The sequence below is a fragment of the Nonomuraea longicatena genome (assembly GCF_039525605.1).
In the GTDB taxonomy this organism is placed as follows: Bacteria; Actinomycetota; Actinomycetes; order Streptosporangiales; family Streptosporangiaceae; genus Nonomuraea; species Nonomuraea longicatena.
This window is the reverse complement of the sequence record NZ_BAAAHQ010000049.1, coordinates 119,907-134,287: the sequence shown is the minus strand read 5'-3', so window position 1 is coordinate 134,287 and position 14,381 is coordinate 119,907. Positions and strand designations below refer to the sequence as shown.

Genomic DNA, 14,381 nt, shown 5'->3' with positions numbered 1-14,381 from the left:
CGCAGGAGCTGTCCGCCGCCGTGGCCGCCGCCCTGGAGGAACCGGGCGGCGACGCCCTGCGGCGCCTCACCGAGGCCGTCGCCCACGGCAGCGCCGACCCGGCGGACCCGGCGTGCGCCGCGCACCTGCACTGCCCGCCGCTCGCCGTGGCGGTGGCCGCCGATCTGGCCGTCTCCGCGCTGAACCCGTCGCAGGACTCCTGGGACCAGGCGCCCGCGACCACCGTCCTGGAGAGCCTGCTGCTGGCCGAACTGGCCGGGATGGCGGGCTATCCGCCGTCGGCTGCGGGGGTGTTCACCTCGGGCGGCACCGAGTCCAACCTCATGGGCCTGATGCTGGCCAGGGACCGGGTACTGGGCCCGGCCGCCGGCCGCCGGATCGAGCACAGCGGGCTCACGGACGTGCCCCGGGCGCGGATCTTCGCCTCCTCGGCCGCCCATTTCTCGGTACGGCGGGCCGCCGCGCTGCTCGGCCTGGGCGAGGACGCGGTCGTGACCGTTCCCGTGGATCACGAGCTGCGGATGAAGCCGAAGGCGCTGGCCACCGCGATGAGCGACTGCGTACGGCGCGGCGAGCTGCCGATGGCGGTCGTCGCCACGGCGGGCACCACCGACACCGGCGCCGTCGACCCGCTCACCGACTGCGCCGACCTGGCCGCCCGGTACGGGGCCTGGCTGCACGTGGACGCCGCCTACGGGGGCGGCGCGCTGCTGTCGGACCGGCTGGCCCCGCTGCTGGCGGGCCTCGACCGCGCGGACTCGCTGTCCCTCGACTGGCACAAGCTGGGCTGGCAGCCCGTCGCGGCGGGCGTCTTCCTGGTACGGCGGGCCGAGACGTACGCGTCGCTGGAACGCCGCGCGGTCTACCTCAACCCGGCCGACGACGAGGAGGCCGGCTACACGAGCCTGCTCGGGCTGTCCCTGCGCACGACGCGGCGGCCGGACGCCTTCAAGATCGCCGTAACGCTCGCGGCCCTCGGCCGGGCGGGCCTGGGCCGCCTGGTGGACGCCTGCCACGAGCTGGCACTGGCCGGGGCGGCGGCCGTCGCCGCCCATCCCCGGCTGGAGCTGCACGCCGGCCCGGTGCTGACGGCGTTCCTGTTCCGGTACGTCCCGGCCGGCCCGAACCCGGCGGACCCGGAGCTGATCGACACGGTCAACGCCGGGCTGCGCCGCCGCCTGCTGCGCGAGGGGCTCGCCGTCGTCGGGCGCACCGAACTGCCCGGTGAGGGGCCCGGCCGCGTACGGCTCAAGCTCACCCTGCTCAACCCGCACGCGCGCGCCGCCGACGTGGAGCGGCTCGTGGACCTGGTCGTCGCGGCGGGCGAGGCCGAGGAGAAGTCCCGGTGAACGTCACTGTGAACATGACTGAGAGCGGACCCTGGCCCGACCCCCTCGACTTCTCCGACCCCCACCGGGCGGGCGAGGCGGCGGCGACGGAGGCGCTGCTGCGGGCGTACGTGCGCGAGAACGCGATCCCGGTCCCCTCCGAGGGCGAGGAGCTGACGCTGGACTTCCCGGCGAGCGGGGTACGGCTGCGCGTGCCGGTGCGCCACCGGTCGGCGACGGGCTGGCACCGCTTCGGCGAGCCGCGCGTCGGCGACGACCCGGCGGGGGCCGCGCTGGTGGCCACCGCCGCCGTGCGCGAGTCCGTCGTACGGCGCCGCCTGCCCCACCACCTCGGATCGGACGCGGTCGCCCGGGTGCTGGACTCGGCCCGCCGTACCGGCACGCATCTGGCGCGGCGGCGGGCGGAGCCGGACGGCCGGCGGCCGGAGCCGTTCCTTGAGGCCGAGCAGGCGCTGCTGCTGGGGCACCCGTTCCATCCCGCGCCCAAGAGCAGGCAGGAGGCGTCGGACGGCGAGGTCGGCGCCTACTCGCCGGAGCTGCGGGGCGCCTTCCGGCTGCACTGGTTCGCCGCCGACCCGGCCGTGCTCGCCGGGGAGAGCGCCGACGGGCGCGACCCGGCCGGCCTGCTGCGCGAACTGGCCGAGGGCGTGGACGCGCCCGAGGGGACGGTGCCGATCCCGGCGCACCCGTGGCAGGCACGGGAGGTGCTGGCCCGCCCCGAGGTGGCGGCGCTGGTCGAGGCGGGTCTGCTGCGCCCGCTCGGCCCCTCGGGACCGGCCTGGTACCCGACCTCCTCGCTGCGGACCGTGTACCGGCCGCAGGCGGCGATGCTGAAACTCTCCCTCGGCATGAAGATCACCAATTCGCGGCGCAACAACCTGCGCTCCGAGATGAGCCTCGGCGTCAGGGCCGCCCGGCTGCTGGCCACCGGGGTCGGCGACTGGCTGCGGGCCGAGCATCCGCGCTTCACGATCCTGCGCGACCACGCGTGGGTGTCGGCGGGCGCGAGCGGAGCCGAGACCGGCCTGGAGACGGCCATCCGCGACAACCCCTTCGGCGGCGGACCCGGTGACGGCAGGTGCGTGGCCGGGCTGCTGGCCGAGCGCACCGGCCCCGGCGACGGCACGCCGCCGAGGCACCGCGCGCTGCTGTCGGCCGCCGTGGCGCGCGTCTGCCGCATCCACCGGCTGTCGGCCGCCGACGCCTGCGCCCGCTGGCTGGAGCGCTACCTCGACGTGCTGGCCGTCCCGCTGATCAGGCTCCAGGCCAGGTACGGCGTCGCGCTGGAGCCCCACCACCAGAACACCCTGGTGAGCCTGGACGGCACCGGCCTGCCCTCGGCCGGCTGGTACCGGGACAGCCAGGGCTACTACGTGGCCGCCTCCCGGGCCGATGAGCTGGACCGGCTGCTGCCCGGTCTGTCGGACGGCCTGGAGTTGGTCTTCGACGACGACTTCGTGGACGAGCGGGTCGCCTACTACCTGGGCGTCAACAACCTGCTCGGCCTGGTGGGCGCCTTCGGGGCGCTGGGGCTGGCCGACGAGGTCGGCCTGCTGCGGGTGCTGCGGGCCGCGCTGGAGCGCCTGCGGACGGCCGAGCCCGGCGCGAAGGGCCTGCTGGAACGGCTGCTCGACGCGCCCGCGCTGCGCTGCAAGGGCAACTTCCTGACCTGTGTGGACGGACTCGACGAGCTCGTCGGCGACGTGCACACCCAGTCCGTGTACTTCGACTTTCCCAACCCTCTCGCGGAGGTGCAGCGGTGAGCACGTACGACCTGGTCGGAGTGGGCATCGGCCCGTTCAACCTGTCCCTGGCCGCGCTGTGCGACGGCGTGCCCGGACTGCGCACGCTGTTCCTGGACCGCAGGCCCGCGTTCTCGTGGCATCCGGGGCTGCTCATGGAGGGGACCGTCCTCCAGGTGCCGTTCCTCGCCGACCTGGTCACCATGGTGGAGCCGACCAGCCCCTGGTCGTACCTCAACTATCTGCGCCACCACGACCGGATGTTCCCGTTCTTCTTCTCCGAGCGCTTCCACATCCCGCGACGGGAGTACGACCACTACTGCCGGTGGGCAGCCGAAGGGCTGCGCTCGTGCCGGTTCGGCGCCGAGGTGAGCGCGCTGTCGTGGGACGAGGCGGCCGGGGCGTTCGCGCTCACCTACCGGTCGGCGGGCACCACCGCGACGGTGCTGGCCCGCCAGGTGGTGCTCGGGGTGGGGACGGAGCCGGTCGTCCCCGCGCCGCTGCGCCCGCTGCTGTCGCGGTCCTCCCCCGGCCCGGTGCTGCACAGCGCCGACTATCTCGCCCACCGCGACCGGCTGCGCTCCGCCGCCGACGTCACGGTGGTCGGCGCCGGGCAGTCGGGCGCCGAGGTGGTGCTGGACCTGCTGCGGGCGGGCGGGCCGTACGTGCGCTGGCTGGCCCGCACCCCGGCGTTCGCGCCCATGGAGTACTCGAAGCTCGGCCTGGAGCACTTCACCCCCGACTACATCGGCTACTTCCGCGCGCTGCCGGAGGCCGAGCGCGAGCGGCTCGTGCGCGAGCAGTGGCAGCTCTACAAGGGGGTCAGCGCGGAGACGCTGGCCGACATCCACGACGAGCTGTACGAGCGCACCATCGGCGGCGGCGAGCCGCCCGCCGCGCTGCATCCGGGCGTGGAGGTCGTGTCCGCCCGCGCCGACACGGACGGCTACGCCCTCACCTGCCGCCATGCCCCGCAGGAGGCGGGCTTCGAGATCCGCACCTCGGCCGTCGTGGCGGCCACCGGGTACGCCGCCGCCCGCCCCGCCTTCCTGGAACCGCTCGCCGACCTCGTCGACTGGGACGCCAAGGGCCGCTACCAGGTGGACGGGCAGTACCGGGTCGCGCTCGACCCGAGGGTGTCGGGCGGGCTGTTCGTCCAGAACGCCGAGTTGCACACCCACGGCGTCGGCGCCCCCGACCTCACGCTCGGCGCGTGGCGGGCGGCGACGATCCTCAACGCGGCCGCCGGGCACGTCGTGCTGCCCGTCCCCGACAAGGTGGCGTGGACGTCCTTCGGGGCGCCGCGCACGCCGGAGGCCGCCCGCGCGCGGCCCTCGGTCGGCTCGCTCCGGTGAGCCGCGCCTCGGCGCGAGTCCCTGACCACCCACTTCGAGGAGAGCCATCGATGAACCGAGACGCCTGGCTGCTCGCCGGACGCCGCCTGCTCACCAAGGCCGTCGAGGAGTTCGCCTATGAGGAACTGCTGAGCCCCGAGCCGGACCCGCAGGCCGGGCCGGACGCCTACCGGCTGGAGTTCGGCGACGGCGCGCGCTGGAGGTTCCGGGCGGCGCGCGGCACCTTCGGGACCTGGCGGGTGCTGGACGGCACCCTCCGGCGCGAACCCGCCCTGTCTCCCGCCCTGTCTCCCGCCGGGTCCCATGCCGGCCCCTCGGACGCGGACGGGCCGGAGCGGCTGCTGCTCGACGCGAGGGCCGCCCTCGGGTGGGACGGGCCCACCACCGCCGAGGTGCTGCGTGAGCTCACCGCCACCCGGCGGGCCGAGGCCGAGCTCATCGCCCGCGCGCTCACCGCCGCCGAACTGGCCGACCTCGATCACCTGGAGCTCGAAGCGCACCAGGACGGGCACCCGTGCATGCTGCTCAACAAGGGCAGGCTCGGCTTCTCCGCCTCGGACGCGGCCGCCTACGCGCCGGAGGCGGCCGGTGCCGTACGGGTGGTGTGGGCGGCCGTGCACACCTCGCTGGCCGAGTACTCCGGCGTGCCCGGCCTCGACGCCACGACGCTGCTGGCCGAAGAGCTCGACGAGGAGACCAGGCGGCGCTTCGCCGACCGGCTGGAGGACCCGTCCGCCTACGTGTGGCTGCCCGTCCACCCCTTCCACTGGGACGAGGCCGTCGAGCCGCTGTTCGCGCCGTACCTCGCCGACGGCCGGATCGTCCGGCTCGGCGAGGCGCCCGACCGCTACCGGCCGCTGCAGTCGGTGCGGACCCTGGCCAATCTCGACCGCCCGGGGCGCAGGAACGTCAAGCTGCCGCTCGCCGTCCGTAACACGCTGGTGTGGCGGGGTCTGTCGACCGAGCCGACGCGGGCCGCGCCCGACGTGTCCGCGTGGCTGCGCGAGATCCGCGACGGGGACCCGTACCTGCGGGACGAGCTGCGCTTCCATCCGCTCGGCGAGGTGGCCGCCGTCGCCGTGCGCCATCCGCTGTACGAGAGCGTCGGCGACGCGCCCTACCGCTACCACGAACTGCTCGGCGCCGTGTGGCGCGAGCCGCTGACCGGCCTGCTGCGCGACGGCGAGCGGGCCAGGACGATGGCCGCGCTGCTGAAGGTCGGCTCCGACGGGCGGGCGCTCGTGAGCGAGTTGGTCGCCCGCTCCGGGCTCGGCGCCCGCGAGTGGATCGCCGCGTTCCTCGCCGCCCTGCTGCCCGGTCTGCTGCACTACCTGTACCGGTACGGCGTCGCCTTCTGCCCGCACGGGGAGAACACCGTCGTCCTGTACGACGCCGGGGAGCGTCCCGTCGGGATCGCCGTCAAGGACTTCGCCGAGGACGTCAACCTGCTGCCTGAGGCCCTGCCCGAGTACGCGGGCCTGTCGGCGCGGGCCGACGCGGTGCTGCTGCGCTGGCCGCCGGGCGAGCTCGCGCACTCGCTGCTCAGCGCCGTGTTCGCGGGGCACTTCCGATTCTTCGCCCCGCTCGCCGACGCGCACCTCGGGCTGCCGGAGGAGGAGTTCTGGAGCCTGGTGCGCGCCGAGATCGAGCGCTACCACGCCCGCTTCCCCGAACTCGCCGGCCGGTTCGCGGCGTTCGGGCTGCTCGCGCCGGAGTTCGACCGGGTCGCGCTCAACCGGGAGCAGTTGCTCGGCGGCGCCTTCCACGACCGGGCCGAGCGCGACGAGGGCTTCGACGTCGTCCACGGCACGGTGCCCAACCCGCTCGCCACCGCGAAGGAACTGCCATGACCTACGACCTGCTGCGCGATCCGGCGGCCGGGATCGAGGAGGTGATCGTCGGCGTCCCCGATCTTCAGGGCCGGGTGCAGGGCAGCCGGCTGGCGGTGCCGTACTTCCTGGAGGAGGTGGCGGAGCGGGGGTTCGGCGCCTGCGTGTACCTGCTGGCCGCCGACGTCGAGATGGGCACCGGTCCGGGGTACGCCATCGACGCGTGGAACACCGGTTTCGGCGACTTCGTGCTGCGCCCCGACCCGGCCACGCTGCGGCCGCTGCCGTGGGATCCCGGCACCGCGCTCGTGCTCGCCGACGCGGTGTGGCCGGGCGGCGAGCCGGTGGAGGTGGCCCCGCGCCGGGTGCTGCGCGCCCAGCTCGACCGGCTGGCCGAGCGCGGGCTGCGCGCGTACGCGGGGACGGAGCTGGAGTTCCTCGTCTTCCGCGACGGCTTCGAGGACGCCTGGGAGCGCCGCTACCACGGGCTGCGTCCCGGCACCCGGTACAACGTGGACTACTCGCTGCAGGGCCTGGCCGGGATCGAGCCGGTCGTGCGGCGGGTCAGGCGGGAGATGGTCCAGGCCGGACTGGTCATGGAGAGCGCCCGCGCGGAGTGCCATCCGGGACAGTACGAGATCGTCTTCAGGTACGACGAGGCCATGGCGACCTGCGACAAGCACGTGTTCTTCAAGAACGGCACCAAGCAGATCGCCGCCCAAGAGGAGGTGGCGCTCACGTTCATGCCCAAGTTCGACGAGGGTGAGGGCAACTCCTGCCACGTTCACCTGTCGCTGCGCGGCACAGACGGCACGCCGGTCTTCGCCGACCCGGGCGCCGGTGACGGCATGTCGGAGCAGATGCGGCACTTCGTCGCCGGGCAGCTGGCCTGCTTGCCGGAGCTGGCGCTGCTCATGGCCCCGAACGTGAACTCGTACAAGCGGCTGCGGCCGGGGGCGTTCGCGCCCACCGGCGTCACCTGGGGAAGGGACAACCGCACCTGCCCCGTCCGGGTGGTCGGCACCGGCGCGTCGCTGCGGATCGAGCACCGGGTGCCGGGCGGCGACGCCAACCCCTATCTGGCCGTCGCCGCGATCCTGGCCGCCGGGCTGCACGGCATGGACAACCGGCTCGCGCTGCCGGAGCCGCACTCGGCCAACGCGCTGGCCGATCCGTCGGTGCCCCGGCTGCCCACGACGCTGGGCGAGGCGCTGCGCCGGTGGGAGCGCAGCGAGGTCGCGGCGAAGGCGTTCGGCGACGCGGTGGTCGGCCATTACGCCCAGGCGGCGCGGACCGAGTTGGCGGCCTTCGAGACGGCTGTCACGGACTGGGAGCGTATGAGGGGGTTCGAGCGTCTGTGACACGCGTCACCCCTGATGGAAAATGGGAGGCGATAGAGCGTGACATATGGCAAGAATCTGGGCCATGGATACACATCGGCTTCGGCGGCCCGTCGTCGAGGACGCCGCCGCCATCCACGGCCTGATCTCCGTCTACGACCGGTCTGTCATCGGATTCGTCGACTCGACGCTGGACGACATCTCCGACGAGCTCACGGAGCCCGACTTCGACCGTGACAACGACGGCTGGATCGCCGAGGACCCGGGCGGCCGGATCGACGGCTGGGCGTGGGCCTGCCGTACGGGTACCGGCTCCAACGTGCGGGTGGAGGTCGTCGTCCGGCCGGGTGTCGAGGGGCTGTCGGGGCGGTTGTGGACCCTCGTGCTGGGCCGCGCCGCCGAGATCGCCGCGGAGCTGGGGCACGGCAGCGTCGTCGCCGACATCGGCATCTACCGCGCCGACGACCACCGCCGGGCCGAGGCGGGCGCCCACGGCTTCGAGCCGGGCACCGCCTTCCACCGGATGCGCATCGACTTCGGCGGCCCGGTCGAGGAGCCGCAGCCACAGCCCGGCGTCACCTTGCACACGTGCGCGGCCGGGCCAGAGGGCGAGGAGGTGCGGCGCCAGGCCTACCGGGTGCACCAGGAGGGCTTCGCCGAGCACTTCGGCTTCGCCTCCGTCGACTACGAGACGTGGTTCGCCCGCCGCGAGGCCGCCTCCACGCACGACTGGTCGCAGCTCGTCGTGGCCCGGGTGGACGGCGAACCGGCCGCGATGGTGCAGAGCACGAACATCTTCGCGGCCGAGGAGGGCTGCGGGTACGTGGCGACGCTCGCCGTACTGCCGCGCTTCCGGGGACAGGGGCTCGGCAGGCACCTGCTGTACCACGCGTTCGCCGGCGACGTGGCGCGCGGGCGCGTCGGCACGATCCTGCACGTCGACTCCAACAACACCACCCCGGCGCTGGGGCTGTACACCTCGGCCGGGATGCGCCCGGTCCTGGTGATCGACGTGTGGCGCAGGGAGTACCCGGCGGTCCAACCGGCCTGAACGGCGCCGGGCGGCCGTGATGGACAGCCGTGATGGACAGCCGTGATGGACAGCCGTGATGGACAGCCGTGATGGACAACGGTCAGGTCTGGTGGGCGGGCTCCTCCGAGGGGGCGGGCTCGGAGCCCCGCAGCGGGATCTCACGGATGAAGACCGCGAGCACCGGCACCGCCACCGCGAACGGGATCGCCCACCAGAACACCGACGACATCGCCGCCGACAGCGACTCCAGCAGCCCCGTGCGCGCCTGCGGCGCCATGGCGGCCATCGCGGCCGGTTCGATTCTCCCGCCCCCACTGGCGATCTGGCCCGCCGACTGCTCGCCGAAGCGTCCCGTCAGCTCCGACAGGAACCGGTTACTGAAGACCGCGCCGAACAGCGAGACCCCGAAGGATCCGCCGATCGAGCGGAAGAACGTCGAGGCGCTGCTGGCCACGCCGAGGTCGCGCGCCTCGACGCTGTTCTGGGCGATGAGCATGGTGAGCTGCATCAGGAAGCCCATCCCGACGCCGAGCACCGCGATGAACACCCCCGTCTGCCAACTCGGCGTCGACACGCCCATCAGCGACAGCAGCCACATGGCCACCGCCATGATGGCGCCGCCGAGGATCGGGTAGACCTTGTACTTCCCGGTGGCCGTGATGGCCTTGCCGACGGCGAGCGAGACCACCATGGCCGCGCCCATCATCGGCAGCAGGAGCAGACCGGAGTCGGTGGCCGAGGAGCCCTGCACGGTCTGCTGGTAGAGCGGCAGGAAGGTGATGGCGCCGAACATCGCGAAGCCCAGCAGGAAGCCCATGATCGAGACGAGCGTGAACTCCCGGTTGCGGAACAGCTGCAGCGGGATGATGGGCTCCTCCGCCCGGCGTTCGACGGGGACGAACAGGGCGAGCGTCACGACGGCGAGGGCGGCGAGCCCGAGGATCTGGGGCGAGTCCCAGTCGTAGTCGTTGCCGCCCCAGGTGGTGATGAGCACCAGGGCGGTGATGCCGACCGACAGCAGCGCCGCGCCGAGCCAGTCGATGCTGACGCGGCGGCGCCGCCTGGGCAGCTTGAGCTGGACGGCGATCAGGACGAGGGCGATGGCGCCGACGGGCAGGTTCACGTAGAAGGCCCAGCGCCAGTCGAGGTGGTCGGTGATGAAGCCGCCGACGAGCGGCCCGGCGATCATCGCGAGAGACATGATCGCGGCCGTGATCCCCTGGTACTGGCCCCGCTCCCGGGGCGGTACGAGGTCGCCGATGATGGCCATCACGTTGACGATGAGGCCGCCCGCGCCGAGCCCCTGGAGCGCGCGGAAGGCGATGAGCTGGGCCATGCCGTTCTCCGGTCCGCCGAGGAAGGCGGTGCCCGACATGCCGCAGAGCGCCGAGCCGACCATGAAGATCACGATCGAGATCAGGAAGATGGACTTGCGTCCGTACAGGTCCCCGATCTTGCCCCAGATGGGGGTGGAGACGGTGGTGCCGAGGACGTAGGCGGTGACGACCCAGGACAGGTGGGTCACCCCGCCGAGCTCGCCGACGATTCGGGGCATCGCCGTACCGACGATCATGTTGTCGAGCATCGCCAGAACCATCGCGAGCATCAGCCCCGGGAGGACGACCATCACCTCGCGGCGTCTTTCCACGTTCTTGCCCCCCTTGGGTGATCGTACTTACTTGCCGACCGGCAAGCTTAGACTAGAGTACGCCATCCCAAAAACATGAAATAGGTGCACATTGCGGGACGACACGCGGAGCCGTATCCAGGACATCGCCTTCCGGCTCTTCACCGAGCAGGGCTACGAGGCGACCTCACTGCGGGAGATCGCGGAGGAACTCGGCGTCACCAAGGCCGCGCTCTACTACCACTTCCGGACGAAGGAGGACATCGTCACGGGAATGGTCGACGACCGGCTCGAAGAGCTGGAGGAGATGCTCGCGTGGCTGCGCACCCAGCCCAAGAGCCCGCAGACCCGCCGCGAGCTGATCCACAGGTACGCCGAGAGCCTCGACTCCCCCCGCCAGTCGCGGATGGCCCGCTTCCTCGAACGCAACCAGACCGCGCTGCGCGACCACCCGAAGATCCTCGCCATGCGGTCGAAGATGCTGGAGATCGTCGAGGAGCTGCTGGCGCCGGAGGACGAGCTGACCACGCGCGTCCGGCGCTCGATGGCGCTGTTCACGCTGCACGCGGGCATGTACATCTCCTCGGACGCAGTCCCGGACGAGAAGAGCAGGCGCGCGGCCACCGTCGAGGTGGCCCTGGAGCTCGTGGACCCGTAGCCCCGCCGGGGTCAGCGGCCCGTCAGGCTGGGCAGGACGTCGAGCCGGCGCAGTATCACGCCCTCGCGCAGCGCCCACGGGCAGACCTCCAGCCGGTCCACCTCGAACAGGTCCATGGTGGCATCGGCCACGACGGCACCCGCCGCGAGCTGCGTCGCCCGCCCCTCCGAGACGCCGGCCAGCTGGGCGCGGGCGGCGGCGGGCATCGTGGTGAGCCGGGCCGCCCACTCGGCGACCGCCTCGCGGCCGAGGGAGCGGGAGACGTACCGGCCGTTGCTCGACGGCGCCGCCCCCGCGATCCTGGCCAGCTGCTTGAACGTCTTGGACGTCGCGACGGCCCGGTTCGGCTGGCCGTACCTGACGATCTGGCCGACCGTACGGGCGATCTCGGTGCGCACGTGCTTGCGCAGCTTGCGTACCTCGGCCGGGGACGGCGGATCGGAGGTGAACCAGTCACGGGTCAGCCGCCCGGCGCCGAGCGGCAGCGAGATCGCCACGTCGGGCTCCTCGTCCACGCCGGAGGCCAGCTCCAGCGAGCCGCCCCCTATGTCGAAGGCGAGCAGCCGCCCCGACGACCAGCCGAACCATCGGCGGACGGCCAGGAAGGTGCGGCGGGCCTCGTCCTGCCCGGACAGGGTGACGATGTCGACGTCGAGGCGGGCGTTGATCTCCGCGAGGACCCGTTCGCCGTTGGCGGCCTCGCGCACGGCCGAGGTGGCGAAGGCGATCAGCTCCTCGACCCCCTTGTCCTCGGCGATCGTCAGCGCCTCCTCGACGAAGGCGGTCAGGCGCTCGACGCCGCGAGCCGACAGCAGGCCGCCGTCGTCGAGGTGCTCGGACAGCCGCAGCTCCTCCTTGTGGGAGTAGGCGGGAATCGGCCTGGCGCCCCGGTGGGCGTCCACGACGAGCAGGTGGACGGTGTTGGAACCGATGTCCAGAACGCCGAGTCGCATGGCTGGAACGCTACCGGACGTCGCATCCGCGCAGCGCGACAGCCATACGGTTGGTCCACGCTGTCAGTCGGTGGGTCAGCCCCTGGCGGAAGCGCTCATCGGCATCATCTCGGAAGGGAGTGCGAGTGGAGGCGTGCTGCGGCCCGGCCCGGGCGGACGACGGGGTGCCGTGCGAGCGGACGGTTCCCGCGCGGCGGCAGGCATCGCGCGGAATGGTCCGTGGGATGGTCCGGGTGCCGGGCGGGACGTTCCTCATGGGCGGCGCCGACCCGGACGCCCACGCCGGTGACGGCGAGGGCCCGATCCGCCCGGTACGGCTGGATCCGTTCCTCATCGACGCGACCTGCGTGACCAACGCGCAGTTCGCCACGTTCGTGAAGGAGACCGGCTACGTCACCGAGGCCGAGTCGATCGGCTGGTCGTACGTCTTCCGGCCGTTCGCCGAAGCCGGGATCATGGACGCGTCGGTGCCGGGAGCCCCCTGGTGGGCGGGCGTCGAAGGGGCGAACTGGCGGGCGCCGGAGGGCGCGGGTTCCTCGGTGGGCGCCCGGCAGAACCACCCGGTCGTCCACGTGTCGTGGCACGACGCGCGGACGTACGCGGGCTGGGCGGGCAAGGCGCTGCCGACGGAGGCGCAGTGGGAGATGGCCGCGCGCGGCGGACTGGAGCAGGCCAGATACCCGTGGGGCGACGAACTGGCGCCGAAGGGACGCACCCGATGCAACGTGTTCGAGGGCCGTTTCCCGCTCGCGCCGAGCCGGGGGACGGTGCCGGTGAAGTCCTTCCAGCCCAACGGCTACGGCCTCTACAACGCCGTCGGCAACGTGTGGGAGTGGACGGCCGACTGGTGGGGCACCTCGTGGCCCGCCGCCGCCGACAACCCACGGGGGCCCGCCGAGGGCACCGCGCGGGTGATCCGGGGCGGCTCGTACCTGTGCCACGACTCCTACTGCACCCGCTACCGGGTGGCCGCGCGCACCGCGAACACCCCGGACTCCGCGACCGGACACACGGGTTTCCGCTGTGCGGCTCTAATCTGATCGCATGCCACGAATCCTGCGACTCCTGATCACCGGCGGCGGCACCGGTGGCCATACGTATCCCGCCCTGACCACCCTGACGGCGGTGCAGCGGCGCAACGTCCCGCACGACGTGCTCTGGGTGGGCACCGCGAACGGCCTGGAGGCCAGGATCACGGCCGAGCACGGCATCCCCTTCAAGGCGATCACCACGGGCAAGCTGCGGCGCCGTCCCAACCTGCGCGAGCTGGGCACGAACCTGGTCGACGTGTTCCGGGTACCGCTGGGCGTGGCGCAGGCGGTCGGCCACGCGGCCAGGTACCTTCCCGACGTGGTGCTGTCCACCGGCGGCTACGTGGCGGTGCCGATCGGGGTGGCGGCCCGGCTGATCCGGCGGCCCCTGGTGATGCACGAGCAGACCACGGTGGTGGGCCTGGCCAACCGCATCCTGTCCCGGCTGGCGACCCGCATCGCGCTCTCGCACGAGTCGTCGCTCGACTACCTGCCCGCCTCCGCCCGGGCGAAGGCGGTCGTGACCGGCAACCCCGTACGCCCCGAGTTGCTGCGCGGCGACCGCGCCGCCGCCTACGACCATTTCGGGCTGACCTTCGAGGTGCCGCTCATCTACGTCACCGGCGGCGCCCAGGGCAGCAAGCAGATCAACACGCTGATCGCCGAGAGCCTGCCGACGCTGCTGCAGCACGCGCAGATCGTCCACCAGTGCGGCCCGGCGTGGATCGAACACATGCGCGCGGTGCCGCTGCCGCCCGGGCTGGCCGGGCGCTACCACCCGGTCCCGTACGTCGGCGCCGAGTTGCCCGACCTGGTGGCCGCCGCCGACGTGGTGGTCTCGCGCGCGGGCGCGGGCACGGTGTCGGAGCTGACCGCGGTCGGCAACCCGTCGGTGCTCATCCCGCTGATCCCCTCGGGCGGCGACGAGCAGCGCAAGAACGCCGCCTACCTGGCCTCGGCCGGTGCGGCGCGGGCGCTGCTCGAACCGCGTCCGACGGCCCAGGACCTGCTCGGCGAGCTGATGCCGCTGCTGGCGGACCCGGCGATGCGCGGCGCGATGGCGCAGGCCGCGCGCAAGCTCGGCCGGGTGGACGCCGCCGACGCGCTGTGCGACGTGCTCCTGGAGGTCGCCCAGGTGCGGTGACGGCTCAGTGCCCGGCATCGTGTTCCGGGGGCTCATCCCAGGCGGGCTCGCGAACCTCCCGCTCGCCTCCCCTGCCGGGCCGTAGGAGTACGGCGAGCGCGGTGAACCACACGCCGGTCAGCACGAAGGCGAAGGTCGTGTAATGGGCGGCGCCCACCAGGGGCAGCGCGAGGACGGTGGCCGAGACGGCGAGCGCGAGCGGCAGGATCGCGGAGAAGACACGGCGGCGTCCGGCCGGGATGCGCTGCAGCGGCTCCGCCGTCCGCTCGGGGTCCGCCCGGGTCGGCGACGGGCTCGCCTGACGGCCTGCCACGGTGGGT

General features: G+C 73.1%; 12 protein-coding genes. 9 read left to right on the top strand and 3 right to left on the bottom strand.

Annotation, left to right across the window (positions count from 1 at the left end):
• The 6 genes from ABD120_RS35825 to ABD120_RS35800 all read left to right on the top strand — a co-directional run.
• A partial coding sequence (locus ABD120_RS35825; protein ID WP_343954808.1) for a pyridoxal phosphate-dependent decarboxylase family protein occupies positions 1–1,349 on the top strand: 1,349 nt, incomplete at its 5' end.
• On the top strand, positions 1,346–3,112 hold the full coding sequence (locus tag ABD120_RS35820; RefSeq protein ID WP_343954806.1) for an IucA/IucC family protein: 1,767 nt from the start codon (positions 1,346–1,348) through the stop codon (positions 3,110–3,112). The genes ABD120_RS35825 and ABD120_RS35820, both read left to right, overlap by 4 nt.
• Entirely contained in the window at positions 3,109–4,446 is a 1,338-nt protein-coding gene (locus ABD120_RS35815) for a lysine N(6)-hydroxylase/L-ornithine N(5)-oxygenase family protein (protein ID WP_343954805.1), read from the top strand. The genes ABD120_RS35820 and ABD120_RS35815 overlap by 4 nt, the downstream gene beginning before the upstream one ends.
• Before the next feature lie 50 nt (positions 4,447–4,496).
• Positions 4,497–6,296 (top strand): IucA/IucC family protein, encoded by a 1,800-nt coding sequence (locus tag ABD120_RS35810; RefSeq protein WP_343954804.1) that lies wholly within the window; start codon positions 4,497–4,499, stop codon positions 6,294–6,296.
• Complete coding sequence (locus ABD120_RS35805) at positions 6,293–7,636, top strand: glutamine synthetase family protein (protein WP_343954802.1); 1,344 nt, start codon at positions 6,293–6,295, stop codon at positions 7,634–7,636. The genes ABD120_RS35810 and ABD120_RS35805 overlap by 4 nt, the downstream gene beginning before the upstream one ends.
• A gap of 64 nt (positions 7,637–7,700) precedes the next feature.
• Positions 7,701–8,666 carry a GNAT family N-acetyltransferase gene (locus ABD120_RS35800; protein WP_343954800.1) on the top strand — a complete coding sequence of 322 codons (966 nt, stop codon included), beginning with the start codon at positions 7,701–7,703 and terminating at the stop codon, positions 8,664–8,666.
• Between the two features lie 82 nt (positions 8,667–8,748).
• On the opposite strand, the gene ABD120_RS35795 is transcribed toward ABD120_RS35800, so the two are convergent.
• Positions 8,749–10,296: an MDR family MFS transporter gene (locus ABD120_RS35795; RefSeq protein ID WP_343954798.1), complete on the bottom strand. Its 1,548-nt coding sequence runs from the start codon at positions 10,294–10,296 to the stop codon at positions 8,749–8,751.
• Between the two features lie 91 nt (positions 10,297–10,387).
• Here ABD120_RS35795 and ABD120_RS35790 point away from each other — a divergent pair, with 91 nt between their 5' ends.
• Positions 10,388–10,933 carry a TetR/AcrR family transcriptional regulator gene (locus tag ABD120_RS35790; protein WP_343954797.1) on the top strand — a complete coding sequence of 182 codons (546 nt, stop codon included), beginning with the start codon at positions 10,388–10,390 and terminating at the stop codon, positions 10,931–10,933.
• 11 nt (positions 10,934–10,944) lie between these two features.
• Here the strand turns inward: ABD120_RS35790 and ABD120_RS35785 are convergent, their stop codons facing one another.
• Positions 10,945–11,886, bottom strand: a complete 942-nt coding sequence (locus ABD120_RS35785) for a Ppx/GppA family phosphatase (RefSeq protein ID WP_343954796.1) — start codon at positions 11,884–11,886, stop codon at positions 10,945–10,947.
• 224 nt (positions 11,887–12,110) lie between these two features.
• Between ABD120_RS35785 and ABD120_RS35780 the strand changes: the two genes are divergently transcribed.
• Positions 12,111–12,926: a formylglycine-generating enzyme family protein gene (locus ABD120_RS35780; protein WP_343954795.1), complete on the top strand. Its 816-nt coding sequence runs from the start codon at positions 12,111–12,113 to the stop codon at positions 12,924–12,926.
• A gap of 4 nt (positions 12,927–12,930) precedes the next feature.
• Complete coding sequence (locus ABD120_RS35775) at positions 12,931–14,061, top strand: UDP-N-acetylglucosamine--N-acetylmuramyl-(pentapeptide) pyrophosphoryl-undecaprenol N-acetylglucosamine transferase (RefSeq protein ID WP_343954794.1); 1,131 nt, start codon at positions 12,931–12,933, stop codon at positions 14,059–14,061.
• A gap of 4 nt (positions 14,062–14,065) precedes the next feature.
• Here the strand turns inward: ABD120_RS35775 and ABD120_RS35770 are convergent, their stop codons facing one another.
• On the bottom strand, positions 14,066–14,374 hold the full coding sequence (locus tag ABD120_RS35770; protein ID WP_343954793.1) for a hypothetical protein: 309 nt from the start codon (positions 14,372–14,374) through the stop codon (positions 14,066–14,068).
• Positions 14,375–14,381: the final 7 nt, after the last annotated feature.